Source organism: Achromobacter veterisilvae (assembly GCF_037619525.1).
In the GTDB taxonomy this organism is placed as follows: Bacteria; Pseudomonadota; Gammaproteobacteria; order Burkholderiales; family Burkholderiaceae_B; genus Achromobacter; species Achromobacter veterisilvae.
The window spans coordinates 3,922,248-3,945,469 of sequence record NZ_CP148753.1 but is presented as its reverse complement, the minus strand read 5'-3'; the positions used below and the strand labels follow the sequence as shown (position 1 = coordinate 3,945,469).

The 23,222-nt window shown below is 68.1% G+C and carries 25 protein-coding genes; 15 read left to right on the top strand and 10 right to left on the bottom strand.

Annotation, left to right across the window (positions count from 1 at the left end):
• Nucleotides 1-96: 96 nt before the first annotated feature.
• From WHX56_RS18385 to WHX56_RS18370, 4 genes are all read left to right on the top strand, one after another.
• A complete protein-coding gene (locus WHX56_RS18385) occupies nt 97-501 on the top strand; it encodes a DoxX family protein (protein ID WP_338878583.1) in 405 nt (134 codons plus the stop codon).
• Nucleotides 502-781: 280 nt separating this feature from the next.
• Nucleotides 782-946 carry a hypothetical protein gene (locus WHX56_RS18380; protein ID WP_165360038.1) on the top strand — a complete coding sequence of 55 codons (165 nt, stop codon included), beginning with the start codon at nt 782-784 and terminating at the stop codon, nt 944-946.
• 30 nt (nt 947-976) lie between these two features.
• The gene (locus tag WHX56_RS18375) at nt 977-2,425 is read left to right on the top strand and encodes an adenylate cyclase (protein WP_338878582.1); all 1,449 of its coding nucleotides are present in this window, start codon (nt 977-979) and stop codon (nt 2,423-2,425) included.
• A 98-nt stretch (nt 2,426-2,523) separates the two neighbouring features.
• Nucleotides 2,524-3,060 (top strand): peroxiredoxin, encoded by a 537-nt coding sequence (locus WHX56_RS18370; protein WP_287754277.1) that lies wholly within the window; start codon nt 2,524-2,526, stop codon nt 3,058-3,060.
• Nucleotides 3,061-3,076: 16 nt separating this feature from the next.
• Here the strand turns inward: WHX56_RS18370 and WHX56_RS18365 are convergent, their stop codons facing one another.
• Nucleotides 3,077-4,525 (bottom strand): CoA transferase, encoded by a 1,449-nt coding sequence (locus tag WHX56_RS18365; protein ID WP_129239047.1) that lies wholly within the window; start codon nt 4,523-4,525, stop codon nt 3,077-3,079.
• A 252-nt stretch (nt 4,526-4,777) separates the two neighbouring features.
• Between WHX56_RS18365 and phrB the strand changes: the two genes are divergently transcribed.
• The gene (phrB, locus tag WHX56_RS18360; RefSeq protein ID WP_338878581.1) at nt 4,778-6,211 is read left to right on the top strand and encodes a deoxyribodipyrimidine photo-lyase; all 1,434 of its coding nucleotides are present in this window, start codon (nt 4,778-4,780) and stop codon (nt 6,209-6,211) included.
• Nucleotides 6,212-6,217: 6 nt separating this feature from the next.
• Here phrB and WHX56_RS18355 read toward each other — a convergent pair whose 3' ends face one another.
• Nucleotides 6,218-6,544, bottom strand: coding sequence for a hypothetical protein (locus WHX56_RS18355; RefSeq protein WP_338878580.1), 327 nt, complete (start codon nt 6,542-6,544; stop codon nt 6,218-6,220).
• 210 nt (nt 6,545-6,754) lie between these two features.
• Here WHX56_RS18355 and WHX56_RS18350 point away from each other — a divergent pair, with 210 nt between their 5' ends.
• From WHX56_RS18350 to WHX56_RS18335, 4 genes are all read left to right on the top strand, one after another.
• Entirely contained in the window at nt 6,755-8,293 is a 1,539-nt protein-coding gene (locus WHX56_RS18350; RefSeq protein ID WP_422393601.1) for a DUF1800 domain-containing protein, read from the top strand.
• Nucleotides 8,294-8,340: 47 nt separating this feature from the next.
• Nucleotides 8,341-9,537, top strand: coding sequence for a DUF1501 domain-containing protein (locus tag WHX56_RS18345; RefSeq protein WP_338878578.1), 1,197 nt, complete (start codon nt 8,341-8,343; stop codon nt 9,535-9,537).
• A 143-nt stretch (nt 9,538-9,680) separates the two neighbouring features.
• On the top strand, nt 9,681-10,877 hold the full coding sequence (locus tag WHX56_RS18340) for an MFS transporter (RefSeq protein WP_338878577.1): 1,197 nt from the start codon (nt 9,681-9,683) through the stop codon (nt 10,875-10,877).
• Nucleotides 10,878-10,899: 22 nt separating this feature from the next.
• Nucleotides 10,900-11,391 (top strand): glutathione peroxidase, encoded by a 492-nt coding sequence (locus WHX56_RS18335; protein WP_287754816.1) that lies wholly within the window; start codon nt 10,900-10,902, stop codon nt 11,389-11,391.
• 12 nt (nt 11,392-11,403) lie between these two features.
• On the opposite strand, the gene WHX56_RS18330 is transcribed toward WHX56_RS18335, so the two are convergent.
• The gene (locus tag WHX56_RS18330; RefSeq protein WP_054425764.1) at nt 11,404-11,871 is read right to left on the bottom strand and encodes an Lrp/AsnC family transcriptional regulator; all 468 of its coding nucleotides are present in this window, start codon (nt 11,869-11,871) and stop codon (nt 11,404-11,406) included.
• A 124-nt stretch (nt 11,872-11,995) separates the two neighbouring features.
• Here WHX56_RS18330 and WHX56_RS18325 point away from each other — a divergent pair, with 124 nt between their 5' ends.
• The 6 genes from WHX56_RS18325 (at nt 11,996) to WHX56_RS18300 (ending at nt 16,143) form a co-directional block, all read left to right on the top strand.
• A complete protein-coding gene (locus WHX56_RS18325; protein WP_129238978.1) occupies nt 11,996-12,901 on the top strand; it encodes a DMT family transporter in 906 nt (301 codons plus the stop codon).
• 129 nt (nt 12,902-13,030) lie between these two features.
• A complete protein-coding gene (locus WHX56_RS18320) occupies nt 13,031-13,732 on the top strand; it encodes a glutathione binding-like protein (RefSeq protein ID WP_129238979.1) in 702 nt (233 codons plus the stop codon).
• Between the two features lie 10 nt (nt 13,733-13,742).
• Entirely contained in the window at nt 13,743-14,207 is a 465-nt protein-coding gene (locus WHX56_RS18315; RefSeq protein WP_129238980.1) for a GNAT family N-acetyltransferase, read from the top strand.
• A 35-nt stretch (nt 14,208-14,242) separates the two neighbouring features.
• The gene (locus tag WHX56_RS18310) at nt 14,243-14,518 is read left to right on the top strand and encodes a lipoate protein ligase C-terminal domain-containing protein (RefSeq protein ID WP_338878576.1); all 276 of its coding nucleotides are present in this window, start codon (nt 14,243-14,245) and stop codon (nt 14,516-14,518) included.
• A complete protein-coding gene (locus tag WHX56_RS18305) occupies nt 14,515-15,291 on the top strand; it encodes a lipoate--protein ligase family protein (protein WP_287754818.1) in 777 nt (258 codons plus the stop codon). Before WHX56_RS18310 ends, WHX56_RS18305 begins: the two co-directional genes overlap by 4 nt.
• A 33-nt stretch (nt 15,292-15,324) precedes the next feature.
• Nucleotides 15,325-16,143 (top strand): RsiV family protein, encoded by an 819-nt coding sequence (locus tag WHX56_RS18300; RefSeq protein WP_338878575.1) that lies wholly within the window; start codon nt 15,325-15,327, stop codon nt 16,141-16,143.
• Nucleotides 16,144-16,241: 98 nt separating this feature from the next.
• Here WHX56_RS18300 and WHX56_RS18295 read toward each other — a convergent pair whose 3' ends face one another.
• From WHX56_RS18295 to WHX56_RS18265, 7 genes are all read right to left on the bottom strand, one after another.
• Entirely contained in the window at nt 16,242-17,531 is a 1,290-nt protein-coding gene (locus WHX56_RS18295) for a Glu/Leu/Phe/Val family dehydrogenase (protein WP_129238984.1), read from the bottom strand.
• Nucleotides 17,532-17,810: 279 nt separating this feature from the next.
• Entirely contained in the window at nt 17,811-18,728 is a 918-nt protein-coding gene (locus WHX56_RS18290) for a CAAX protease (protein WP_338878574.1), read from the bottom strand.
• Nucleotides 18,729-19,046: 318 nt separating this feature from the next.
• Nucleotides 19,047-19,994, bottom strand: coding sequence for a formimidoylglutamase (gene hutG / locus WHX56_RS18285; RefSeq protein ID WP_338878573.1), 948 nt, complete (start codon nt 19,992-19,994; stop codon nt 19,047-19,049).
• Nucleotides 19,991-20,752 (bottom strand): amino acid ABC transporter ATP-binding protein, encoded by a 762-nt coding sequence (locus tag WHX56_RS18280; protein WP_165360046.1) that lies wholly within the window; start codon nt 20,750-20,752, stop codon nt 19,991-19,993. The genes hutG and WHX56_RS18280 overlap by 4 nt, the downstream gene beginning before the upstream one ends.
• A gap of 35 nt (nt 20,753-20,787) precedes the next feature.
• On the bottom strand, nt 20,788-21,456 hold the full coding sequence (locus WHX56_RS18275; RefSeq protein WP_129238988.1) for an amino acid ABC transporter permease: 669 nt from the start codon (nt 21,454-21,456) through the stop codon (nt 20,788-20,790).
• Complete coding sequence (locus WHX56_RS18270; RefSeq protein WP_129238989.1) at nt 21,453-22,196, bottom strand: transporter substrate-binding domain-containing protein; 744 nt, start codon at nt 22,194-22,196, stop codon at nt 21,453-21,455. The genes WHX56_RS18275 and WHX56_RS18270 overlap by 4 nt, the downstream gene beginning before the upstream one ends.
• A gap of 105 nt (nt 22,197-22,301) precedes the next feature.
• On the bottom strand, nt 22,302-23,048 hold the full coding sequence (locus WHX56_RS18265; RefSeq protein ID WP_338878571.1) for an IclR family transcriptional regulator: 747 nt from the start codon (nt 23,046-23,048) through the stop codon (nt 22,302-22,304).
• Nucleotides 23,049-23,222: the final 174 nt, after the last annotated feature.

Here is a 23,222-nt window from a genome sequence, read left to right as displayed (position 1 = left end):
CCCTTGCCTTGCGAGATGCCCCGGGGCGCGGAACCAAAGGCTCGCAACGCGCTCCAACGGCCGCTGTCCCGTTCAACCATTAGAAGAGAACCCACCATGATCAAGTCCGATGACACCGGCAAACTGATCCTGCGCCTGACCCTCGGCATCCTGATACTCCTGCACGGCCTGTTCAAACTGACCGGCGGCGTCGGCGGCATCGGCGGCATGCTGTCCTCGCATGGTTTGCCCGGCTTCCTGGCCTATGGCGCCTACGTCGGCGAAATCCTCGCCCCCATCCTGATCATCGTCGGCATCTACACCCGCCTGGGCGGCCTGCTGATCGCCATCAACATGGTCGTCGCCATCCTGCTGGCCCACACCGGCCAGCTCGGCAGCCTGACCAACAACGGCGGCTGGGCGCTGGAACTGCAAGGCATGTTCCTGTTCACCGGCCTGGCCATCGCCTTCATGGGCGCCGGCCGTTTCAGCCTCGCGGGCAACGGCGGCCGCTGGAACTGAAGCCCGCCGCGCACGGCAAGCACCAGGGGTCGCTCAGGCGGCCCCTGTTTTTTTTGCCAAGCGCCGATGGTGGGCAGCGTAAGGGCAACAAGCGTGCGCGGCGTGGGGGGCTCCATCCTGATACGAACGACATCGACGGTCACGCGGGCGCAAACATCCGTCACCCGAAAGCTGTTTCGGAACGATTACAGACCAGAACTCCTCGCACAGGCCTATGGCCTAATCCTTACAAGCGCAACCAGGGCGCAAGCCGCGCCTGGCGCTTGGCAGGAGTTGCCAGATGAAAAAGAGTCTGTTGCTGATGCTGGCGGTGTCCAGCGCCTTGACCGGATGCGTCGTGGTGCCGGCCCGGCCGGCGTACTATCGCCCGGCTCCGGTCTATTACACGCCGCATTATTACTATCCGGCCTACCCCGCCCCACATTACTACTATCGTGGCTACTGATCCGCGCGCCCGTTGCGCAAAGGAAAAACCATGACCTCCCGCTCCCGGATCTTCCGTTCACGGCCCATTGCCGCCGCCATCCTGCTGGCCGCCTGCGCCAGCGCCGCGGCGCAGACCTACGAACCGCCGCCCGCGCCCCCGGCTCCGGCCTATGACGGCGGCGACCCGGCGGACGCCAATCTGGCCCTGGTGGACCGCAGTCCCGAACCTCCGCCGCCCCTGCCGGTCTACGTCCAGCCGCCGGCGCCCTCGGACGGCTACCTCTGGGTGCCGGGCTATTGGAGCCGCAACCGCTACGGTTTCTTCTGGGTGCCTGGCGCCTGGGTGCTCGCGCCCTACGCCGGCGCGCTCTGGACCCCGGGCTACTGGGGTTTCGTGAACGGCCTGTACCTCTGGAACGCCGGCTATTGGGGCCCCCACGTGGGCTTCTATGGAGGCATCAACTACGGCTTCGGCTACACCGGCCTGGGCTATGCGGGCGGTTACTGGAAACGCGACCGCTTCTACTACAACCGGGCCGTCACGAACGTGAACATCACGCACGTCACCAACGTCTACAACCGCAACGTGGTGGTCAACAACGTCGACAACCGCCGCGTCAGCTACCACGGCGGCCCGTCCGGCATCCAGCGCCGGGCCGATCCTCGCGAACTGGCCGCGCGCAACGAACGCCATGCCCCGCCCACCCAGGCACAGCGCGGCTACGTCCGCGACGCCGGCAACAACCGCGCCCAGTTCTACGACCAGAACAAGGGGCGTCCGCCCCAGGCCTCCGTGGATCACCGGCCCGAAGGCCGGCGTCCCGGCAGCGATGAGCGACCAGGAAACGGGCCGGACAACGGACGCGGCGGCCGGGACCACGCCCAAGGAGGCGGCCCCCGGGACGGATCGCCAGCCCAGCCCGGCCGCCCCCAATCGCCGCAGGTCCAGCAACAGGACCGTCAGCGGCAGCAGCGCGACCAGCAGGCTCAGCAAGCCCGCCAGCAACAGCAACGCGACCAGGCCCAGCAGCAGGTCCGCCAGCAACAACAACGCGACCAGACCCAGCAGCAAGCCCGCCAGCAGCAACAACGCGACCAGGCTCAGCAGCAAGCCCGCCAGCAGCAACAACGCGACCAGGCTCAGCAGCAAGCCCGCCAGCAACAACAACGCGACCAGGCCCAGCAGCAGGCCCGCCAGCAACAACAACGCGACCAGGCCCAGCAGCAAGCCCGCCAGCAGCAGCAACGCGACCAGGCCCAGCAACAGGCCCGCCAGCAGCAGCAACGCGACCAGGCCCAACAACAGGCCCGCCAGCAGCAGCAACGCGACCAGGCCCAGCAGCAGGTCCGCCAGCAACAGCAACGCGACCAGGCCCAGCAACAGGCCCGCCAGCAGCAACAACGTGACCGCGCCCAGCAGCAGGCCCGCCAGCAGCAACAGCAGCGCGACCAGCCGCGCGGGGACGGCAATAGCCGGGGCCCGTCCGGACGCGACTGACGCCGCCGGGGCGTCGAACCGCCCTGGACCCCCGCCATCCACCCGGCTACAGTAGGAAGAACGCCGCCGCGCGGCCCAAGAGACTGAAGGAGATTGCCATGAAGCGCACTGCCACCTGGTTATTGCTGTGCGGCCTGCTGGCCGGCGCGTCCGCCCACGCCGCGCTCAAGGTGGGCGCCCCCGCGCCGGACTTCAGCGCCCAGGCTTCGCTGGGCGGCAACGTTTTCACGTTCAAGCTGGACGAAGCGCTCAAGCAAGGCCCCGTCGTCCTGTATTTCTTCCCGGCGGCCTTCACGCAAGGCTGCACGATCGAAGCGCACAACTTCGCCGAAGCCACCGACGAATACAAGTCCCTGGGCGCCACCGTCATCGGCGTGTCGACGGACAATATCGAAACCCTGAACAAGTTCTCGGTCAGCGAATGCCGCAGCAAGTTCGCGGTGGCCGCCGATGGCGACGGCAAGATCATGAAAGCCTACGACGCGGTCCATGACAAGCGGCCGGAGTACGCGCAGCGCATCTCGTACGTCATCTCGCCGCAGGGCAAGATCCTCTATGAATTCACGGACATGAGCCCCGAGTCCCACGTCGCCAACACCATGCGCGCCTTGCGCGCATGGAAGGCGGCGCAATAGCGCGGACGATGCCCGCCTAGTTGAACGGCCAGACCGTGGGGTGGGTGCCCGGCGGGCTGGACGGACGGGTCCACCGGGCGGGCGTGGCCGAAAACTGCGCGGCGTGCCGCAGCGCGACCAGTTCGCCGAAGCCCGAGGGCCCGGTCTCCAGCAGGCCTTCGAAGCCGGGCATCGGACAGGCCAGCCCGCCTTCCACGCGGCCCAGGCCGCGCAGCCAGTGCGCGGTCTGCGCCAGCGATACCCGCACATGCCAGCTACCGCCTTCCGTCGCCTGGCGCGCCAGCGCCGCCTGCGCGCCGAACGCCATCAGGTAGCCGGAGGCATGGTCCAGGATCTGCATGGGCAGCGGCTTGGGCGCTTCCTGGCCCGCCGCCTGCGCTTCGGCATGGTTGAAGCCGGTGGCCGTCTGCACCAGCGAATCGAAACCGCGCCGGTTGGCCCAGGGCCCCGCATTGCCGTAGGCGGACAGGGAAACGTAGACGATGCCCGGACGGATGCGCGCCGCATCCTGGGGGCCGAACCCCAGCGCGGCCAGGCCGCCGGGCCGGTAACCCTGCACGAACACGTGCGCGCTGCGCAGCAGGTTGCCCAGGGCGATGCGGCCGTCGGCCGTGTCCAGATCCGCCAGGACCGAGAGCTTGCCCCGGCTGGTGTCGATGATGTTGTCGATATTGGGCAATTGCGGGGAATTGACCAGCATCACGTCGGCGCCGTAGGCGGCCAGCGCCCGGCCGCAGACCGGCCCCGCGATGATGCGGGTGAGGTCGAGCACGCGGATGTCCCTGAGCGGGCGGGCGTCGTGCCCATACTTGGGCAAGGGCCGCGGGTCGGCTTCGCCGATGCGTTCGATCGTCAGCAGGGGCTGTGCGGCCACCGCCTGGCCCTGGGGGTGGCGGTCCCATTCGTCGAAGCTGCGCATGGCGGCCACCGCCAGGCCCGCGTCGGCGGCCACCTGCTCGAAATCCAGCGCATTCCAGCGGCCCAGCGCGCTTTCCACCGCCGCTCGCGTCGCGCCGTCGCCCGGGGGACAGCCCAGCAGCGCCAGCGCGCCATCGCGATGATGCGCGAAATTGGCATGGATGCGGACCCAGTTGCCGTCGCCGCAACGGTACAGGCCGGTGATGGGATCCCAGGGATTCGGCGCGACCCCGTTGATCTTGAAATAGCTGCGGCATTCCTGCGCCGCGTGCAGCATGTCGACGCTGACCTGCTGCCTCGCGCCGCCGCGCAGGTGCCAGATTTCGGCGGCGGCCAGGGCGGCCGCGGCCATGCTGGCCTGCGCCGCCGCGCCAACCGCGAAAGACGAGGGAAGAACCGGATCCGCGCCTGTCAGCACGACGTGGCTCAGGGACTCGTCCGGCAGATCGACCGAGCGCCAGAGCTTCTGCAACACGTCGAGCGATGTCTTGCCGGCGGGCGCGCGACCCCTCAGAAAGGACGGGCGGAGGTCCATCAGATTTCCCATAGCGTTCATGTCTCTAGTCGTTTTACCTTCGATTACATGGCGGGGCCCGGGCGGCGTCAATACGTACGGAGCGCCAGCGTGTTTCATGGTTTGACGGCCGCGCGGCCCCCCCGCGCCCGGCTGGACACATCTACTCGTAGCTTTTACATCGTCTTCCAAGCCCCCGGGGGGCCGGCGTCCCCGCCTCCCCGCAATATAGAATGCCAGCCTCGCCCGCAAGCATCGGCCGCGAACCGCCCGCCCTGGAACGCCATGAATACCCTGCTCTGGCTGCGCACCGACCTGCGCGCGCACGACAATCCCGCCCTGGCGGCCGCCGCCGAAGGCGGCGCCGCGACCGCGCTGTTCCTGGCCGCGCCGGGCCAGTGGCGCCGGCATGGCGACGCGCCGGCCAAGGTGGATTTCTGGCTGCGCAACCTGCGCGAGCTTTCGCGCGAACTCGGCCGGCTGGGCATACCGCTCAAGCTGCTGACGGTGCGGGACTGGAGCGAGGCGCCCGACGCGCTGGCCGGTTTCTGCCGGGCCCACGCCATCGGCCACGTCCATGCCAACGCCGAATGGGCCGTCAATGAACGCCGCCGCGATGAGGCGGTGGCCAGCGGCCTGCGGGCCATGGGCGTGGACTGGACCTTGCACCACGGCGCCTCGCTGTTGCGGCCGGGCACGGTGCTGACGGGCAAAGGCGATTGCTACCGCGTTTTCACTCCCTATGCGCGCGCCTGCCGCGAACGGCTGCGCACGGCGCCGCCGCGGGCCTTGCCCGCCCCGCGCCCGCAGGCCCCGCCCGCCTGGCGGGCCGATCCCCTGCCCGCCGCCTTCGAAGGTTTCAACGCCCCGGACGACGCCGTCCGCGCCCTGTGGCCCGCGGGCGAGGCCGCCGCCGGCGAGCGGCTGGCGGCCTTCGCCGACGGCGTCATCGACGCGTACCGCGAACAGCGCGACTTCCCGTCGCTGCCCGCCACCAGTTGCCTGTCGCCCTATCTGGCGGCGGGCGTGCTGTCGCCCGGCCAGGCCCTGCGCGCGGCGCTGGCGGCCAACCACGGCGAATTGGACAGCGGCAAGGCCGGGGCCGCCGCGTGGATCGGCGAACTGCTGTGGCGCGAGTTCTACCAGCACCTGCTGGCCGCCCATCCCGCCCTGTCCATGCGCCAGCCCATGAAACCCGAGACCGCCGCCGTGCCCTGGCGCCAGGCGCCCGAGGACCTGCGCGCCTGGCAGCAAGGCCGGACCGGCATTCCCATCGTCGACGCCGCCATGCGCCAGTTGCTGGCGCTGGGCTGGATGCACAACCGCCTGCGCATGGTGGCCGCCATGTTCCTGTCGAAGAACCTGCTCATCGATTGGCGCGAGGGCGAAGCCTGGTTCATGTCGCACCTGGTGGATGGAGACCTGGCCTCCAACAATGGGGGCTGGCAGTGGAGCGCGTCCACCGGCGCCGACGCGGTGCCCTACTTCCGCGTCTTCAATCCGCTGTCGCAATCGCGCCGGTTCGATCCCGACGGCGCGTTCCTGCGCGAATGGCTGCCGGAACTGGCGCACCTGGAGGCGCGCGCCATCCACGACCCCAGCCCCATGGAGCGCGCCGCTGCCGGCTACCCCCTGCCCATCGTGGATCTGGCGCAAAGCCGGTTGCGCGCGCTGGAGGCGTTCGGCGGGCTGCCGCGCCCGCCCGCCGGCAACGCATGACGCGCCTCAGGCGCCGGCGGCCTTGTCCAGGCGCTTGAGAAACACCTGCAATTCCTTCACCACCTGCTGGTCGCCGCGGTCGTGCGCGGCCTTCAGGCCGGCCTCCCAGGCGGCTCGCGCGCCCGCTTTGTCGCCCCGTCCCAGGCAGGCCTTGCCCAGCCACTTCCAGGCGACGGAATAGGCGGGATCGAACGCCAGCGACGCGCGCAGGTGTTCCTCGGCCTCGCGGAAACAATCCTGTTCCGCGTAGGCCTTCCCCAAGGAAAATCGCAACAGCATGTTGTCCGTTCCCTTGGCCAGCATCGCTTCCAGGCGCTCGATCATCCCTTCCATTGCCGCCCTCCTTCAGGCGCTTGCGTGTCCCTGCCTGCCTCATGATAGGACGGCCGCGGCCGGGCCCCGCCAATGGCCCCGCGCCGTGCCCGGGCATAGGCGAAAACCGGATGCGATCCGTTTCCTTGCGTTTCAAGACGCGCCCGGCGGGGAATCCCCCGGCGATTATCCTGTCTCACCTCGAATTGCCCCAAGGAAGGTCTCCGCCGCATGCCGCTGTCGTGTCTCCGCCTTCGCCTCGCCGCCCCCCCGCTGTTGCTATTCCTGTCCGCCGGCGCCCTGGCGCAGCCGGACGCCGGCGCCAAGGCGCGCGACGCCGCGCTGGTCGACCGCGTGACCTGGGGCGCCACGCCTTCCGAGCTTGCCCGCATCCGGCAGATGGGCGCCGAACGCTATCTGCGGGCGCAATTGCATCCCTCCGCGCAGGACGCGCTGCCGGCCGAAGTGCAGCAGCGGATCGATGCGCTGTCGATCTCGCGCGTATCCGATGAAGCGGCGCGGGCCACGCAGCTCGGCATGCGGCAAAAGGCGGAAAAACTGCCCCCGGACCAAAAGCTGAAGGCCATGCGCGAAGCGCGCCAGTTCTCGATCCGGCGGGCCTCGGAAGTCAGCGACCGGGCCCTGTGGCGCGCGCTCTATTCGGCCAACCAGTTGCAGGACCAGATGGCCTGGTTCTGGATGAACCACTTCAACGTGGACCTGGGCAAGGGGGACGCGGGCGTTTTCCTGTCGCAGTACGAAGACCGCGCCATCCGTCCGCACGCGCTGGGCAAGTTCCGCGACCTGCTGTCCGCCACGATGCGCGCCCCGGCGATGCTGATCTACCTGGACAACACCCGCAACGCCGCCGGCCGGATCAATGAAAACTACGCGCGCGAACTGATGGAACTGCACACGCTGGGCGTCGATGGCGGCTACTCGCAGGCCGACGTCCAGGAGCTGGCCCGCATCCTCACGGGGCTGGGCGTCGGCCAGCAGACCGAACCGCCGAAGGTCAGGCCCGAATGGCGCGCGAAGGTCGTGCAGGAGGGGCTGTTCCTCTTCAATCCGGCGCGCCACGATTTCGGCGAAAAGCAGTTCCTGGGCCATCGCATCGCGGGAACCGGCATGCCGGAGGTCGACGAGGCCGCCCGCCTCCTGGCGAGCAATCCGGCGACGGCCCGGCACATCAGCCGGAAATTGGCCGTGTACTTCACGGGCGACTCGCCCCCGGCCGCGCTCGTCGAGAAAATGAGCAAGACATTCCTGGCGACGGACGGCGACATCGCCGCCACGCTCGGGACGCTGTTCGATTCGCCGGAGTTCTCGGCGTCCCTGCAAAAGGGGGTGTTCAAGGATCCGGTGCATTACGTCTATTCCTCGCTGCGGCTTGCCTATGACGGCATGCCGCCCATCCGGAATCCCAAGCCGGGCATCGGCATGCTGAAGCAGCTCGGCCAGCCCCTGAACCAGCGCCTCACGCCGGACGGCTATCCCATGAGCCAGTCCGACTGGGCCGGATCCGGGCAGATGACGGCGCGCTTCGAGGTCGCCAGCGTCATCGCCGGCGCGCCCCAGCGGTTCTACAAGGAGGACGGCGACAGCGGCCCGGTCGAGCTGCCGCGTCTGCCCGGCCTGCTGAAAGCCAACGCCGGCAATGGCCTGTTCGCGGGGCTGTCGCCCGCCACGCGGGAGGCGATCGAGCAAGCCAAATCGACCCGGAACGCCAACATCTACCTGTTGGCCTCGCCGGAATTCATGCGCCGTTAGGGCCTGTTGACAGCAAAGGAGCCTTGCACGGGCCCCAGGAGAACACCATGGATCGCCGCCGCCTGCTACAACTGATGGCCGCCGCCCCGCTGGCATGGGCAAACAGCCGCCTCTACGCCGCCCCCGCGGCCTCCGGCAACCGCCTGCTGGTGGTCTTCATGCGCGGCGCCTATGACGCCGCCAGCCTGCTCGTGCCGGCCTCCAGCGACTTCTATTACGAATCCCGGCCCAACATCGCCATCGCGCGTCCGGGCAGCGGGCCGGGCGCCGCCCTGCCCCTGGACGACGGCTGGGCCCTGCATCCGGCGCTGGCGGAAAGCCTGCTGCCCTTCTACGAGCGCCGCCAGCTTGCGTTCGTGCCCTTCGCCGGCACCGAGGACACCAGCCGCAGCCATTTCGAAACCCAGAACGGCATCGAACTGGGGCGCGGCGCCGCCCCCGGCGGCGACTACCGCTCGGGCTTCCTCAACCGCCTCGCGGCGGACCTGGGCGCCCGGGATGCGCAGGCGGCCGCGTTCACCTCGGACGTGCCCCAGATATTCCGGGGCGGCACGCGCGTGCCCAACATCGACCTGATCGGCGCCGGCCGCAAGTCGCGCCTGAGCCCCGACGACAACCGCGCCATCGAATCCATGTACCAGGACACCGATCTGCACGCCTCGGTCGCGGAAGGGCAGCGCATCCTGGGCGCGGCGCGCGAGGAAATCGAGGCCGAGATGCAGGCGGCCAGCGGCAATGCCGTCTCCGCCGACAAGCTGGAACAGGAAGTGCGCCGCATCGCCCGCTTCATGATCGACCGCTACAACCTGGGCTTCGTCGACGTCAGCGGCTGGGACACGCACGTCGGCCAGGGCGCCGCCAGCGGCGTGCTGTCGAACCGGCTGGGCCAACTGGGCCGCGCGCTGGCGGCCTATGCCGACGCCATGGGGCCGGCATGGAGCCAGACCACCGTGGTGGTCATCAGCGAGTTCGGCCGCACCTTCCGCGAAAACGGCAACAAGGGCACCGACCACGGCCATGGCACCGTGTACTGGGTCATGGGCGGCAACGTGCGGGGCGGACGCATCGCGGGCCGCCAGGTGGCGGTCAAGCGCGATACGCTGTTCCAGGACCGCGACTATCCCGTGCTCAACGAATACCGCTCGGTGTTCGCCGGCCTGTTCGCGCGGCTGTACGGGCTGGACGGAACGCGCCTGGCCCGCGTGTTTCCCGGCGTGTCGCCGGTGGATTTGAAGCTGGTGTAGCCTGGGCGCACAAAAATACGGGTATACCCTTAATTCCAACAGGGCCTTTCCGGCCCGCCGCCACCGCGCTGCCCTAGAATTCCGCCCTTGCCTTTCATGCGCCGGCGCGCCGCTTCCCGCCGCCCGGCCCGCCCCTGCCTTCCATGCCCCTGCACCTCATTGCGCTGGCCGCCGCCGCTTTCGGCATCGGCACCAGCGAGTTCGTCATCATGGGCCTGCTGCCCAATGTCGCCGAAGACCTCCACGTCGGGATCGACATCGCGGGCCTGCTGATCACCGGCTACGCCATGGGCGTCGTCATCGGCGCCCCCATCATGGCCATCGTCACCGCGAAGCTGCCGCGCAAGGCCGCGCTGATCGGCCTGGCCAGCACCTTCGTGCTGGGCAACCTGCTCTGCGCCCTGGCGCCCAGCTACGGGCTGCTGATGGCGGCGCGCGTGTTCACCGCGTTCTGCCACGGCGCGTTCTTCGGCCTGGGCGCGGTGGTGGCGGCGGACCTCGTGCCGCGCAACCAGCGCGCCAGCGCCATCGCGCTGATGTTCACCGGGCTGACCCTCGCCAACGTGCTGGGCGTGCCCCTGGGCACCGCGCTGGGCCAGGTGGCGGGATGGCGGTCCACGTTCTGGGTGGTCAGCGGCATCGGCCTGGCCGCCGTGGCCGCGCTGGCGGCGTGGCTGCCGTCCCGCATCCCGATGCAGCCCGGCAATATTCTGCGCGAGTTCAAGGTGCTGCGCGACGCGCGCGTGGTGTGGCCGCTGGCCGCCAGCGTGCTGGCGTCGGCCGCGCTGTTCTGCGTGCTGACCTATATCGCGCCGCTGCTGCGCGAAGTGACCGGCGTGTCCGAACGCGGCGTCACCGGCGTGCTGCTGCTCTTCGGCGTGGCGCTGACCGTCGGCAGCACCTTGGGCGGCAAGCTGGGGGACCGCAATCTGGAAACCTCGCTGCGCCGCATCTTCGTCGGCCTGCTGCTGGTCTTCCTGGCGCTGAGCCAGGCCATCCACTCGCTCGCGCCCATGCTGCTCACGACCTTCGTCTGGGGCGTGCTGGGCTTTGCCGTGGTGCCGCTGCTGCAGACGCTGATCGTGGACCAGGCGGCCGAGGCGCCCAACCTTGCGTCCACCCTGAACCAGGGCGCGTTCAACCTGGGCAACGCCGGCGGCGCCTGGCTGGGCAGCCTGGCGCTGGGCCGGGGCCTGCCGCTGACGGACCTGCCCTTGGATGTCGGCCGGCATCACTCTCGCCGTGCTGTTGCTGACGCTGTGGGGAACACGCTACTACGGCCGCCACGCCGGGGCTACACTCGCGGAACAAGCCGGCGCGCTGACGCCCTCGCGTTCTGACGCCTGACCGGCAGGAGCCCGCATGAGCACGATCTACGATTTCTCCGCCCGCGGCATCGACGGCGCGGAACAATCCCTGGACACCTATCGCGGCCGCGTGCTGCTGGTGGTGAACGTGGCGTCCAAGTGCGGCTTCACGCCCCAGTACTCGGGCCTGGAAACGCTGTACCGCTCGTACCGCGACGACGGGCTGGCCGTGCTGGGTTTTCCCTGCGACCAGTTCGGCCACCAGGAACCCGGCGACGAAGCCGAGATCCGCGATTTCTGCAGCATGCAGTACGACATCACGTTCCCGCTGTACGCCAAGATCGAGGTCAACGGCAGCGGCGCCCACCCGCTGTACCGCTGGCTCAAGGGAGAAAAGCCCGGCGTGTTCGGCACCGAGGGCATCAAGTGGAACTTCACCAAGTTCCTGGTCGGCCGCGACGGCCGGGTGATCAAGCGCTACGCGCCCACCGACACGCCCGAGAGCCTCAAGGAAGACATCGAAAAGGCGCTTTCGGCGCCCGTCTGAACCGGACGGGCGCTAACGCAGCGGCGGCAGGCGGCGGCGCACGGTGTGCGCCTTCACGATCGCCGTGTTCGTCTCGGCGAATTCCGTCACCCGCTCCAGGATGCCGTCCAGGTGCGAGATCGAGCGCAGCACCACCCGGGCGATGAAGCAGTCGTCGCCCGTCACTTTGTCGCATTCGACGAATTCCGGGATCTCCTGGATCAGCCCCTCGACGTGGCGCAACTGCCCGGGCAGGGGCCGGATGCGCACGATGGCCTCCAGCGTGTATCCCAGCGCCACCGGATCCACGTCGAGGGTATAGGCCCGGATCACCCCCGACTCCTCCAGCCGCCTCAGGCGGTCCGCCACGCTGGGCGCGGACATCCCCACCTGGCGCGCGAGGTCGGCCGTCGTGGTGCGCGCATTGGCCGAAAGCGTCTCGACCAGGCGGCGGTCGATACCGTCCAAAACCGGGTTTTCATTTTTTAGGTCGTTTTGCATAAATTCCACCTAAACAAAGGTTTCATCATCTATTGACCGCATCAACATCATATAACCAGCTTTATCCGCCTGGGATAATTTCTCCATCGAATTTCGAGGCCGCGGCGCCTCCCGGAGAATCCTCATGAATCCCTCATCAGAACGCCTCGGCCTGGCGCAAATGGCCGCCGCGATGACCCTGTCCGGCACACTGGGCGTCTTCGTGCTGGAATCCGGCCAAAGCGCCTGGAACGTCGTCTTCTTCCGCTGCGTCTTCGGCGCCTTGTCCCTGTTCCTGTACTGCTGGGCCCGCGGCCTGCTCAGGCCGGGGCTGTTCACCGCCAGGACACTGGCGCTGGCGCTGGCCGCGGGCGCCGCGCTGGTGCTGAACTGGGTCCTGCTGTTTTCCGCCTACCGGCTGGCCTCCATCTCGCTGGCCACCGCCGTCTACAACGTACAGCCTTTCTTCCTCATCGGCCTGGGCGTCCTGTTCCTGGGCGAACGCCCGACGCGGGGCAAGCTGGCCTGGTCCGTCATCGCCTTCGCCGGCCTGATGCTGGTGCTGCGCCTGTTCCATGCCGGCGGCGCGGGCGGCGGCGCCTATCTGTCCGGGCTGCTGCTGGGCCTGGGCGCGGCGGCGCTCTACGGCGTGACCGCCATCATCGTCAAGCGGCTCAAGGGCATCCCGCCCCAGGTGCTCGCGCTCGTGCAGGTCACCCTGGGCGCGGCCATGCTCCTGCCCATGGCGGACTTCGGCGCCCTGCCCGCCGCGCCCCTGCAATGGGGCTGCCTGGTGGCCCTGGGACTGGTCCATACCTGCCTGATGTACATCCTGATGTATTCGGCCATCCAGAAGCTGCCCACGACCTCCACCGCCGCGCTCAGCTTCATCTATCCCGCAGTCGCCATCATGCTGGATTTCGTGGTCTACGGGCACCGCATGGACGCCTCGCAGATCGCCGGCGTGGCCATGATCTTCCTGGCGGCCGCCGGCGTCAGCCTGAACTGGACCTGGAGGCTGCCGGGCCGCGCCCGTCCTGGCCCCGCCTGAAACCGCCGGGCCGGGCGCGGACCAAACCCGTACCCGGTCCCCGGTTATTCAGGCTGCCGCCGGCGCCGGCCCGCTATCATGGCCGTTCCGTCCGCCGGCCATCGCCGGCGCCATGACCAGGACACCCCCATGATCGATCTCTATTACTGGACCACCCCCAACGGCCACAAGATCACGCTGTTCCTCGAAGAAACCGGCCTGCCCTACAAGATCCACCCGGTGAACATCGGACGCGGCGACCAGTTCAAACCCGAATTCCTTGCCATCGCGCCGAACAACCGCATCCCCGCCATCGTGGACCAGGCGCCGGCCGACGGCGGCGCGCCGGTCCCGCTGTTCGAATCGGGCGCCATCCTGCTCTATCTCGCCGAGAAGACCGGCCGCTTCCTGCCCTCGGACTTGCGGGGCCGCGCGGAAGTCTCCCAGTGGCTCTTCTGGCAGATGGGCGGCCTGGGCCCCATGGCCGGCCAGAACCACCATTTCTCGGGCTACGCGCCCGAACGCATCCCCTACGCCATCGACCGCTACGTCAAGGAAACCAACCGCCTGTACGGCGTGCTGAACAAGCGCCTGGCGGATCGCGAATTCGTGGCCGGCGACTACTCGATCGCGGACATGGCGGCCTACCCCTGGATCGTGCCGCATGCCAAGCAGGGCCAGGACCTGAACGACTTCCCGCACCTGAAGCGCTGGTTCGACGCGATCGCCGCCCGGCCCGCCACCCAGCGCGCCTACGCGCTGGCCGACACCGTCAACACGGCCCCGTCCGTCAGCGACGAGGCCTCGCGCCGCATCCTGTTCGGCCAGACCGCCCAGACCGTCTCCCGCTGAAGGAACCGCCATGCCCGACCCGCAACTGGTGTTCCGCCGCGCGCGCCTCGGAGACCTGCCCGGCATCGTCGCGCTGTTGGCCGACGACGAACTGGGCGCGACGCGCGAGAATCCCTCCCTTCCTCTCGATCCGCGCTACACCGCCGCCTTCGCCGCCATCGCGCAGGATTCCAACCAATACCTGGCGGTGGTCGAACAGGATTCGCGCCTGGTCGGCTGTTTGCAGTTATCGTTCATACCCGGCCTGTCGCGGCTGGGCCAGTGGCGCGGACAGATCGAGAGCGTGCGCATCGCCTCGTCGTCGCGCGGCGCCGGCCTGGGACGCGCCATGTTCGAATGGGCGATCGAGCAATGCCGCATCCAGGGTTGCGGCCTGGTGCAGTTGACCACGGACCGCGCCCGTCCCGACGCGCGCCGGTTCTATGAAAGCCTGGGCTTCAAGGCCAGCCACGACGGCATGAAGCTCAGCCTGTAGTCCTTTTACCGATTCTGATTCAGCAAGGAGCGCCCATGCATGGCGAATACAAAGTCCCCGGCGGCAAACTGGTCGTCGCGGATCTGGAAGTGCGCGACGGCCGCCTGACCGATGTGCGCATCAGCGGCGACTTCTTTCTCGAGCCCCCCGAAGCGCTCGAAGCCATCAACCGCGGCCTGAACGGCATGCCCGCCGATTCCGGCGAACTTGAACTGGCCGTGGCCGTGCAATCGGCCCTGCCCACCGGCGCCGAGATGTTCGGCTTCTCGGCGGAGGCCGTCGCCGTGGTGCTGCGGAGGGCGCTGGCATGACGCGCACCGACTGGAACGACTACGACTGGGAACTGATCCACGAAGGCCCGCAGCCGCCCGCGCTGCACATGGCGCTGGACGCCATCATCACCGACGAGGTCGGCGCCGGCCGGCGCGCGCCCACCCTGCGCATCTGGGAATGGTCCGCGCCGGCCGTGGTGATCGGCCGCTTCCAGTCCCTGAAGAACGAAGTCGATCCCGACGGCGCGCGCCGCCACGGCATCGAGGTCGTGCGCCGCGTCAGCGGCGGCGGCGCCATGTTCATCGAACCCGGCAACTCCATCACCTATTCGCTCAGCGTTCCCCAGGCGCTGGTGCACGGCATGAGCTTCCAGGAATCCTATGCGTTCCTGGACGCCTGGGTGCTGACGGCCCTGCAAGGGCTGGGGATCAAGGCCTGGTACCAGCCCCTGAACGACATCGCCTCGGACATCGGCAAGATCGGCGGCGCGGCGCAGGCCCGCCGCTCGGGCGCTGTGCTGCACCACGTGACGATGTCCTACGACATCGACGCCGATAAAATGGTGGAAGTGCTGCGCATCGGCCGCGAGAAGCTGTCCGACAAAGGCACCACCAGCGCGAAGAAACGCGTCGATCCCTTGCGCACCCAGACGGGGCTGGCGCGGGAAGCCATCATCGACCGCATGGTGGAAACTTTTGCCGGGCTGCATCGTCTTACCTCCGGACAGGTGGGCAGCGGCACGCTGGCGCTCGCGCAGGCGCAGGCCGCCGACAAGTTCTCCACGCCCGAGTGGACGGGCGTCGTCCCCTGACCTGCCATGCCCTGATTCTCTGGAGGTAGTTCAATGCGTCGCACGTTCAGGCCGCAAGGCGCGATTGGCGGTTTCATCCTGGGCGCTGCCGCGCTGGCGCTTGCCGGCTGCGGCAGCGCGCCGCCGGCGGACATCACCCTCGCCCCGCAATCCTCGCCCGCGGCCTCCACGCCCGAGAAGGTGGGCGACCTGTCCACCGAACGCATCAAGTGGGCATCGAACAAGCCCGGCTGCGAGGGCGATTGCCCCCGCATCGAAATCGACAGCGTGGCGTTCCCGGACATCCCCAAGCTGACGGCCCTGGTGGACCACGTGCTGGCCTACATGACCGGCACCGACGCCAACCGCCGCGGCCCCTACGACACGCTGTCCGAATACACGCAGTACTTCTGGTCCACCGCCCGCCCGCGCGACGCCACGTACTTCAAGGCGGGCGTGAAGGACACGGTGGGCGACGTCGTGTCCATTGAGCTGCATACCGAACAGTTCCTGACCGGCGCCGCGCATGGCATTCCGGCCACCCAGTACCTGAACTGGGAGCGCAGCCGCGGCCGCGTCATGAGCCTGGACGAAGCCCTGATCCCGGGCCGGCGCGCGCAATACGTCGCCGCCCTTCAGCACGCGCACGCCAAGTGGCTGGAGCAGAACCCGGACGCCCGCCGCGACCCGGCGGCCTACGGCAAAATGTGGCCGTTCCAGGAAAGCGACAACTTCGCGCTGACGCGCGAAGGCATCGTGGTCAAGTACGACGCCTATTCCATCGCGCCGTACTCCCATGGCGAACCGGAACTGAGCATTTCCTATGCGGACCTGCGCGGGATACTCAAGCCGGAACTGCTGCCCCAGCCTTGAACCTGCCGCCGCCAATGACAATCGCCCCATAAGGGGCGATTGTCATTTTGCCTGCCCTTCCCGGCGGCGCGTCGGGAAACGCGCCGCCGCGTCGGATATCAGGGATACAGGCCGCGCACCTGGCGCGCTTGCAGGATCCGCGTGCAAGCGACGATGAATGCCGCCGTGCGCAGCGTGACCTTGTGCTCGCGGGCCACCTGCGACACCGCCGCGTAGGCTTCGCGCATGAGGCGTTCCAGGCGCTGGTTGATCTCGTCCTCGCTCCAGAAGAAGCTGGAGAAGTCCTGCACCCATTCGAAGTAGCTGACCGTCACGCCGCCGGCGTTGGCCAGCACGTCCGGCACCACGTAGACGCCGTGTTCGGCCAGGATGTCGTCCGCTTCCGGCGTCGTCGGACCGTTGGCGCCTTCCACCACGATCTTCGTGCGCACCTTGGCCGCGTTTTCCGCGGTGATCTGGCTTTCCAGGGCGGCGGGGATCAGGAATTCGGTTTCCAGGGTCCAGAACTCGTTCTTGTCCATGGCCTGGCCGCCGGAGAAGCCGCCCACGCCGCCGTGCTGCGACACGTACGACAGCAGCTTGTGCACGTCCAGGCCTTCGGCGTTGTGCACGGTGCCGGTGTGGTCCTGCGCGGCGATGACCTTGGCGCCGGCTTCGTGGAACAGGCGGGCGGCGGTGCCGCCCACGTTGCCGAAGCCCTGCACGACCACGCGCGCCTTCGACACGTCGATGTTCAGGTCGCGGGCGGCCTCGCAGCCCACGACGAACACGCCGCGGCCCGTGGCTTCGACCCGGCCCAGGCTGCCGCCCAGCGCTATCGGCTTGCCGGTGACCACGCCGGTGGCGGTGGCGCCTTCGTTCATGGAGTACGTGTCCATCATCCAGGCCATGGTCTGGGCGTTGGTGTTCACGTCGGGAGCGGGGATGTCCTTCGCGGGACCGATGATGACGCCGATCTCCGAGGTGTAGCGGCGCGTCATGCGCTCGAGCTCGGATTGCGACAGCTTGCGCGGATCGACGCGGACGCCGCCCTTGGCGCCGCCGTAGGGCAGGTTCACCGCGGCGTTCTTGATCGACATCCAGGCCGCCAGCGCCATCACTTCGGACAGCGTGACGTCCTGGTGGAAACGCACCCCGCCCTTGCCGGGGCCGCGCGAGGTGTTGTGCTGGACGCGGTAGCCCTCGAAGTGCGCGATGCTGCCGTTGTCGAGTTCGATCGGCACGTCGACGATCAGCGAACGCTTCGGACGCTTCAGGGTTTCGACCCACCGCGCCAGAGAACCGAGATACGGGGTCACCCGATCGACTTGTTGCAGGTAATTACCCCAGGGGCCGAGGTCATCGGCGTTCAGATACGACGGCAAGGCATGGGTGGGAGTTTGAGACATGAGCATGCTCTCCTGACTAAGTTGCGCCATTTTATCCGCGAAAAATATCGCGTCCCCAATTTAAAAGAAAAATATTTAAATGGGGACATATAAATGTTGCGGACACTGAACGGGTCGCAAGCCCGGCCCTACAGTTGGTCCTATCCTAAGCCGCCGGCCCGCACGCGTCCAGCCCATTGCCCGAATGCGCCCCCCCCCTCTCTGCCCCAAGAAAAAATGCCTCCTGGCAAGTTGCTTTTGGTGCCAGACTGGAGAAACAGGCGGGCCGTGGTGGCAGAATCAGGAGGCGTATATCAGGAAGCGATGCTCGCCCTGACACAGCCGGGCGGCCAAAACGCTGTTCTCCTGCGCGCATTGCGCCACCAGCCCACCCAACACGTCCAGCGAGTCGATACGATGCGTCTGCGCCAGATGCTGAAAGCGCCGGATCTCGGCCGACGTGCAGGCCCGGTGCGCATCCCGCAGCAGGCCATTGGCCTGCAACAGCCGCAGGCTCTCCGGGTGTATCAGCGCCAGCAGGCTTTCCGCCTTGCCAATCTTCTCCCGCAAGTGCTGCAAGGCGTCCGCCTCGGTCAGCACGCCGTACCGCTTCCATGCCGGTTCGTGATGGAATAAGCGGTTGCGGACGTCCCGCAGCGTGGCAACCAGATCATGCGCATGGGCCTGCATCGCGCCGGCCTGATGCACCGGCCAAGGCCCGCGAAACACACGGGACAGATGCTTGGGCCAGATCAGCCCACGCCCCATGAACTCCGCGTCCAGCAAGAACTCCCAAGTCGAGAATTCCGTCTTGGCGATGACACCATGATGGTGAGGCGCCACGTTGCCGCGCGCCCCATGGCGACGGCGCTGCTCGGCGGCATAATTCCGGGTAGCCTTGGCGAAGTTGTCGCGCACGGCCTGCACCGGACGCGGCGCATCCACGCCGGACGCGAAGGAGCGATAACGCAGCTTGCCGCCCGCCCACCAGAACCGCCCCAGGCCGGCGACAAGCGCTTGGTCGATGGCATTGCGCAAGGTAATCTCCACCGCCCCCATCAGCGGGTACAGTGCGCCGCAGACGTGCGCGTTCCAAAGGTATACGCCCATCAGCTCCACGTCGTTGGCCGGGTGGAATACGCTTTGATAGCTATTGATGCGCTCATTGCTGATGAGGGCATCGATCAGCACCGGACGGTATTGCAATGTATGGGGCATGTTGCCGAACCTGGAAAGCTGGGGGCAGCCGCCGAGGTTGACGGCGGCCGGCGGGAAAACCTACACTCCCCTCAAGGTTGGTGATGGCTTCCAATGGGCGCAAGCCTACGACCCATCATGTAAGACCTGATTCCCACCCCGGCCCAGAGCCGGGGCTTTTGTTTTCAAGCCCGGAAAACTTCACGCCAAGGCTGTTTCCTTTCGGACCTCCAGCCGGGCTGCCCCACAGGGGCGTTTTTATCGTGAGACGGCCCTGCGATGAAAAAAGGCGGCTTCCCGGCAGGAAGCCGCCCCTCATCCGCCCTGCCGGCCCGCCGGTCAGTTTGCGATCAGTTGCCAGGCCAGGCGCGCGGCGGCGCGGGCGCCGTGGCCGTCCACGTCGAAACCGGGGTTGTACTCCGCCATGTCGGCCAGGCGCAGCTTGCCGCTGGCCTTGACCCGCAGGACGATTTCCTCGATCACCGCCAGCGGCACCCCGTAAGGCGCCGGCGCCGACACCCCGGGCATGACCGCCGCGGGCAGCACGTCCAGATCTATCGTCAGATAGACGTGGGCCGCGCCTTCCAGCAAGGCGTCCACGTCGGCCAGGCGGGCCTCCAGGTGGCGCTCCTGCATGTCGCGGTCTTCCGCCCAGAAGGCCCCGATCTCGGCGGCGCGGGCGTACAGCGCGGGCGTATTGGCCAGCCGCGACACGCCCAGGCAGGCGTATTGCAGGGGCTGGCCGCGTTCCCCGCAGTCGCGGGCGATCTGGTCGAACGGCGTGCCCGAGCTGCCGGGCCGCCCGGTGCGCAGGTCGAAATGGGCATCCAGGTTCAGCACCAGCACGCGGCCCGCGTCCCCGCACGCCCGCAGCCAGCGTGCCAGGCCCTGGAAGCTGCCCCAGGCGATTTCGTGGCCGCCGCCCAGCACCACCGGACGGGCGCCCTGCTCCATCAGTTCGGCCACGCGCAGGCCCAGGCGTTCCTGGGCCTCTTCGAGCCGGTCGCCCTCGCACGCCACGTCGCCCGCGTCCAGCAGGCGGACCAGGCCGTGCGCGGGCAGGCCCGCCAGGAATTTCCGGATCCCCGCGGGACCGCCTGCGGCGCCGACGCGGCCCTGGTTGCGGGCCACCCCGGCGTCGCAGGCAAAGCCCAGCAGCACCGCCTCGCCCGCCCGGACCTGGCCGGCGGCCGGCTCGACGATGTGCGCCAGGCGGCGCGTATCGCCCTGCTCCGCGCTGTCGTCGCGAGCCTTCCAGAGGCTCTTGTCCAATTGCGCCGCAGTCATGCCGCCCCTCCCGGCGACGCGTTCAGCACCGCCTGGAGGAATTCGCGGGTGCGCGGCTCGCGCGGCTGGCTGAAGATCACCTCCGGCGAGCCGGACTCCAGGATCACCCCGCCGTCCATCACGGCGACCACGTCGGCCACGTCGCGGGCGAAGCCCATTTCGTGCGTCACCACCATCATGGTCATGCCCTCGCGGGCCAGCAGCTTCATGACCTGCAGCACTTCGCCCACCAGCTCCGGATCCAGCGCCGAGGTCGGCTCGTCGAACAGCATGACCTTGGGCTGCATGGCCAGGGCGCGGGCGATGGCCACGCGCTGCTTCTGGCCGCCGGACAGGCTGGCCGGCATGGCCGACATCTTCTGCGCCAGGCCGACCTTCTTCAGCAGGTCCTCCGCCAGCGCGTCGGCTTCCTCGCGGCCCATGCCGCGCAGCTTGCGCGGACCGACCGTCACGTTCTCCAGCACCGACAGGTGCGGGAACAGGTTGAAGCCCTGGAACACCATGCCCACCTGCATGCGCAGGTGGTTCAACTCCGCCTCGGGCAGCAGCTTGCCGTGGTCCAGCAGGGTCTGGCCGCAGATGTCCACAGTGCCGGCCTGCGCCACTTCCAGCCCGTTGCAGCAGCGCAGCAAGGTGCTCTTGCCCGAACCGCTGGGCCCGATCACCACCACCACCTGGGACGGCAGCACGTCGAAATCGATCCCGCGCAGGACGGCGTGGTCGCCGTAGGATTTGCGCAGGCCGCGGATGCGGATCATTTCTTGCGGGCCCGCGGCCCGGTTCGTCGCGGCGTTCATTGCACCATCCCTCCCGCGCGCAGGCGATGTTCCACCTTGCGCAACACCACCATGGTGACCGTGGTCAGGACCAGATAGATCAGCGCCACCACCAGATACGTTTCCAGCGAGCGATACGACACGCTGATGATTTTCTGCCCTTCGTGCATCAGGTCATGGATGGTCAAGAGCGACACCAGGGCCGAGTTCTTGATCAACGCGATGAACTCGTTGCCCAGCGGCGGGATCATGCGCACGACGGCCTGCGGCAGCACGATGATGCGCATGGCCTGACCGGAGGACATGCCCAGCGAGCGGGCCGCCTCCGTCTGGCCGCGGTCCACCGACTGGATCGCGCCGCGCACGATTTCCGACACGTAGGCGCCCGAATACATGCCCAGGCCCAGCACGCCGCAGGCGAACGCCGGCAGCGTCACCCCGAAATGCGGCAGCCCGAAGAACCAGATGAACAACTGCACCAGCAAGGGCGTGCCGCGGAACAGCAGCAGGTAAAGGCTGCACAGGTTGTAGATGACGTAGCGCCGCGGGTTGAGCCGGCCCACGCCCACCAGCAGGCCGATGACGCATGCCAGCAGCAAGGCCCCCGCGGTCACCTCGACGGTGACCGCGGCGCCGTTCATCAGCGCGCCGAAGTCGGCGAAGACAGGAGAGAAATCCAGGTTCATTTCGCGGGCGCCTCGAACCACTTGTTCACGATGGCCTGGTAGCTGCCGTCGGCCTTCAGCTTCTGCAGCGCGGCGTTCAGGTCGCGGGTCAGTTCGGGCTTGTTCTTCGGCACGGCGATACCGTAGTCCTCGGTGGTGATCTGCTCGCCCAGCACGGTCAGGTCAGACGTGCTTTGCGCGAACAGCTTGGCCGCCGGCTTGCCCGTCACGGCGGCTTCGGCGCGGCCGATCTGGACCAGGTTGAACATCTCCTGGTTCTTCTCGACTTCCACGCGCTGCACCGACGGATAGTGTTCCTTCAGGTAGTTGACGGACTTCGTGCCGACCTGCACCGACACCTTGCGGCCGTCCAGGTCCTTCAGCGTCTTGACCGGGCCGTCCTTCTTCGTCATGACGACCAGGCCACCCGCGTAGTAGGGATCGGTGAAGTCCACGACCTTGGCGCGCTCGGGCGTGATGTAGATGGCGGACACCGCGATGTCGGCGCGGCCGGCCTGCAGGGCGGGAATCAGGCCCTTGAAGTCGATGTCGATCCATTCGACCTTCTTGCCCATCGCGCCGGCCAGGGCCTCGACCAGTTCGATGTCGAAGCCCGTGCGCTTGCCGTCCTTGACGAACTCCATCGGCGGGAACGTGGCATCGGTGACGGCGCGGATGGTTTCCTGGGCGTGCGCGGAACCGGCGCTCCAGGCCAGGCCCAGCGTGAGGGCGGCGGTCAGCAGTGTGCGGCGAGTGGTCATGGTGGGTCCTATGGAAAGTGATTACGGCGGTGGTTACTGCGATCGGTTGGGTGCGGGTACAGCGTGGAAATCAGGGAACGGCGTGAACGGCCGCGGCTCGCGGCGTCAATGAACCTGCAATTTCGAGGTGATGCGCCGGGCGGCCGCCACGGTCATCTCGATCAAGGCGTCGGGCCGCTGCGCGGCCCGCGTGGACGGGGCCATCAGGGTGATCGACGCCACTGCCTGGTGGGCGCGCTGGAAGATCGGCACGCTCACCCCCCAGACGCCGGCGTCGACCTCGCTGTCCGTCACCGCGTAGCCCTGCTCGCGGATGGCGTCCAGTTCCTTGCCCAGCCTGGCGGCGTCCACCCCCGCCTCGGCCGCCAGATAGGCCAGCGCGGCCTGCAGGCGGGCCAGCGGCATGAAGGCCAGCAGCGATTTGGCGGAAGCGCCGCGCGCCAGCGGCAGGCCGCGCCCTTTCGTGAAGGAACAGCGCAGCGGATGCTGGCTTTCGACCATGTCCAGGCACACGGCCTGGTCCTTGACCGCGACCAGCAGGCCGATGGTTTCGCCGGACGCGGCGGCCAGCGCCGCCATGTCGGGCTGCGCCTCGTGGATCAGGAAGGAGGACTGGTCGAAGCCCCAGGCCAGTTGCACGCACAGCGGCCCGGGCCCGTACTCGCCGTCATGCTCGGCGACGAATCCCCAGCGCTTGAGGAGCGCCACCTGCCGGTACAGGGTGCTCTGCGCCAGGCCGGTCTCTTCGGCCAGCGCGGCGATGCTGAGCGGACCGTCGTGCCGGGCCAGGGTGGCCAGCACATAGAGCACGCGATCCGCGCCCGCCCCGACTGATTGATCCGCTTTCAACATTTGGCTCCAAGCTAATGGAGCGCAGATTATCAATTAATGGTGTTATTCAAGATTTCTATTCCCGAATATTGAGAATAATTCGGGAAAACCCCGAAAACGGGACGAAAAAAAAGCGCCCGAAGGCGCTGAGGAATTCCTGCGGCGGCGAGATGCGCGGCGTCCGGTACGGCCGCC

What these genes read in the sequence shown, in the direction of transcription:
- WHX56_RS18335 (WP_287754816.1), top strand. Translation starts at nt 10,900, where the DNA reads ATGAGCACGATCTACGATTTCTCCGCCCGCGGCATCGACGGCGCGGAA.
- WHX56_RS18380 (WP_165360038.1), top strand. Translation starts at nt 782, where the DNA reads ATGAAAAAGAGTCTGTTGCTGATGCTGGCGGTGTCCAGCGCCTTGACC.
- WHX56_RS18320 (WP_129238979.1), top strand. Translation starts at nt 13,031, where the DNA reads ATGATCGATCTCTATTACTGGACCACCCCCAACGGCCACAAGATCACG.
- WHX56_RS18290 (WP_338878574.1), bottom strand. Translation starts at nt 18,728, where the DNA reads ATGCCCCATACATTGCAATACCGTCCGGTGCTGATCGATGCCCTCATC.
- WHX56_RS18265 (WP_338878571.1), bottom strand. Translation starts at nt 23,048, where the DNA reads ATGTTGAAAGCGGATCAATCAGTCGGGGCGGGCGCGGATCGCGTGCTC.
- WHX56_RS18315 (WP_129238980.1), top strand. Translation starts at nt 13,743, where the DNA reads ATGCCCGACCCGCAACTGGTGTTCCGCCGCGCGCGCCTCGGAGACCTG.
- WHX56_RS18340 (WP_338878577.1), top strand. Translation starts at nt 9,681, where the DNA reads ATGCCCCTGCACCTCATTGCGCTGGCCGCCGCCGCTTTCGGCATCGGC.
- WHX56_RS18345 (WP_338878578.1), top strand. Translation starts at nt 8,341, where the DNA reads ATGGATCGCCGCCGCCTGCTACAACTGATGGCCGCCGCCCCGCTGGCA.
- WHX56_RS18305 (WP_287754818.1), top strand. Translation starts at nt 14,515, where the DNA reads ATGACGCGCACCGACTGGAACGACTACGACTGGGAACTGATCCACGAA.
- WHX56_RS18330 (WP_054425764.1), bottom strand. Translation starts at nt 11,871, where the DNA reads ATGCAAAACGACCTAAAAAATGAAAACCCGGTTTTGGACGGTATCGAC.
- WHX56_RS18350 (WP_422393601.1), top strand. Translation starts at nt 6,755, where the DNA reads ATGCCGCTGTCGTGTCTCCGCCTTCGCCTCGCCGCCCCCCCGCTGTTG.
- WHX56_RS18355 (WP_338878580.1), bottom strand. Translation starts at nt 6,544, where the DNA reads ATGGAAGGGATGATCGAGCGCCTGGAAGCGATGCTGGCCAAGGGAACG.
- WHX56_RS18370 (WP_287754277.1), top strand. Translation starts at nt 2,524, where the DNA reads ATGAAGCGCACTGCCACCTGGTTATTGCTGTGCGGCCTGCTGGCCGGC.
- WHX56_RS18325 (WP_129238978.1), top strand. Translation starts at nt 11,996, where the DNA reads ATGAATCCCTCATCAGAACGCCTCGGCCTGGCGCAAATGGCCGCCGCG.
- WHX56_RS18385 (WP_338878583.1), top strand. Translation starts at nt 97, where the DNA reads ATGATCAAGTCCGATGACACCGGCAAACTGATCCTGCGCCTGACCCTC.
- hutG (WP_338878573.1), bottom strand. Translation starts at nt 19,994, where the DNA reads ATGACTGCGGCGCAATTGGACAAGAGCCTCTGGAAGGCTCGCGACGAC.
- phrB (WP_338878581.1), top strand. Translation starts at nt 4,778, where the DNA reads ATGAATACCCTGCTCTGGCTGCGCACCGACCTGCGCGCGCACGACAAT.
- WHX56_RS18270 (WP_129238989.1), bottom strand. Translation starts at nt 22,196, where the DNA reads ATGACCACTCGCCGCACACTGCTGACCGCCGCCCTCACGCTGGGCCTG.
- WHX56_RS18300 (WP_338878575.1), top strand. Translation starts at nt 15,325, where the DNA reads ATGCGTCGCACGTTCAGGCCGCAAGGCGCGATTGGCGGTTTCATCCTG.
- WHX56_RS18375 (WP_338878582.1), top strand. Translation starts at nt 977, where the DNA reads ATGACCTCCCGCTCCCGGATCTTCCGTTCACGGCCCATTGCCGCCGCC.
- WHX56_RS18280 (WP_165360046.1), bottom strand. Translation starts at nt 20,752, where the DNA reads ATGATCCGCATCCGCGGCCTGCGCAAATCCTACGGCGACCACGCCGTC.
- WHX56_RS18310 (WP_338878576.1), top strand. Translation starts at nt 14,243, where the DNA reads ATGCATGGCGAATACAAAGTCCCCGGCGGCAAACTGGTCGTCGCGGAT.
- WHX56_RS18365 (WP_129239047.1), bottom strand. Translation starts at nt 4,525, where the DNA reads ATGGGAAATCTGATGGACCTCCGCCCGTCCTTTCTGAGGGGTCGCGCG.
- WHX56_RS18275 (WP_129238988.1), bottom strand. Translation starts at nt 21,456, where the DNA reads ATGAACCTGGATTTCTCTCCTGTCTTCGCCGACTTCGGCGCGCTGATG.
- WHX56_RS18295 (WP_129238984.1), bottom strand. Translation starts at nt 17,531, where the DNA reads ATGTCTCAAACTCCCACCCATGCCTTGCCGTCGTATCTGAACGCCGAT.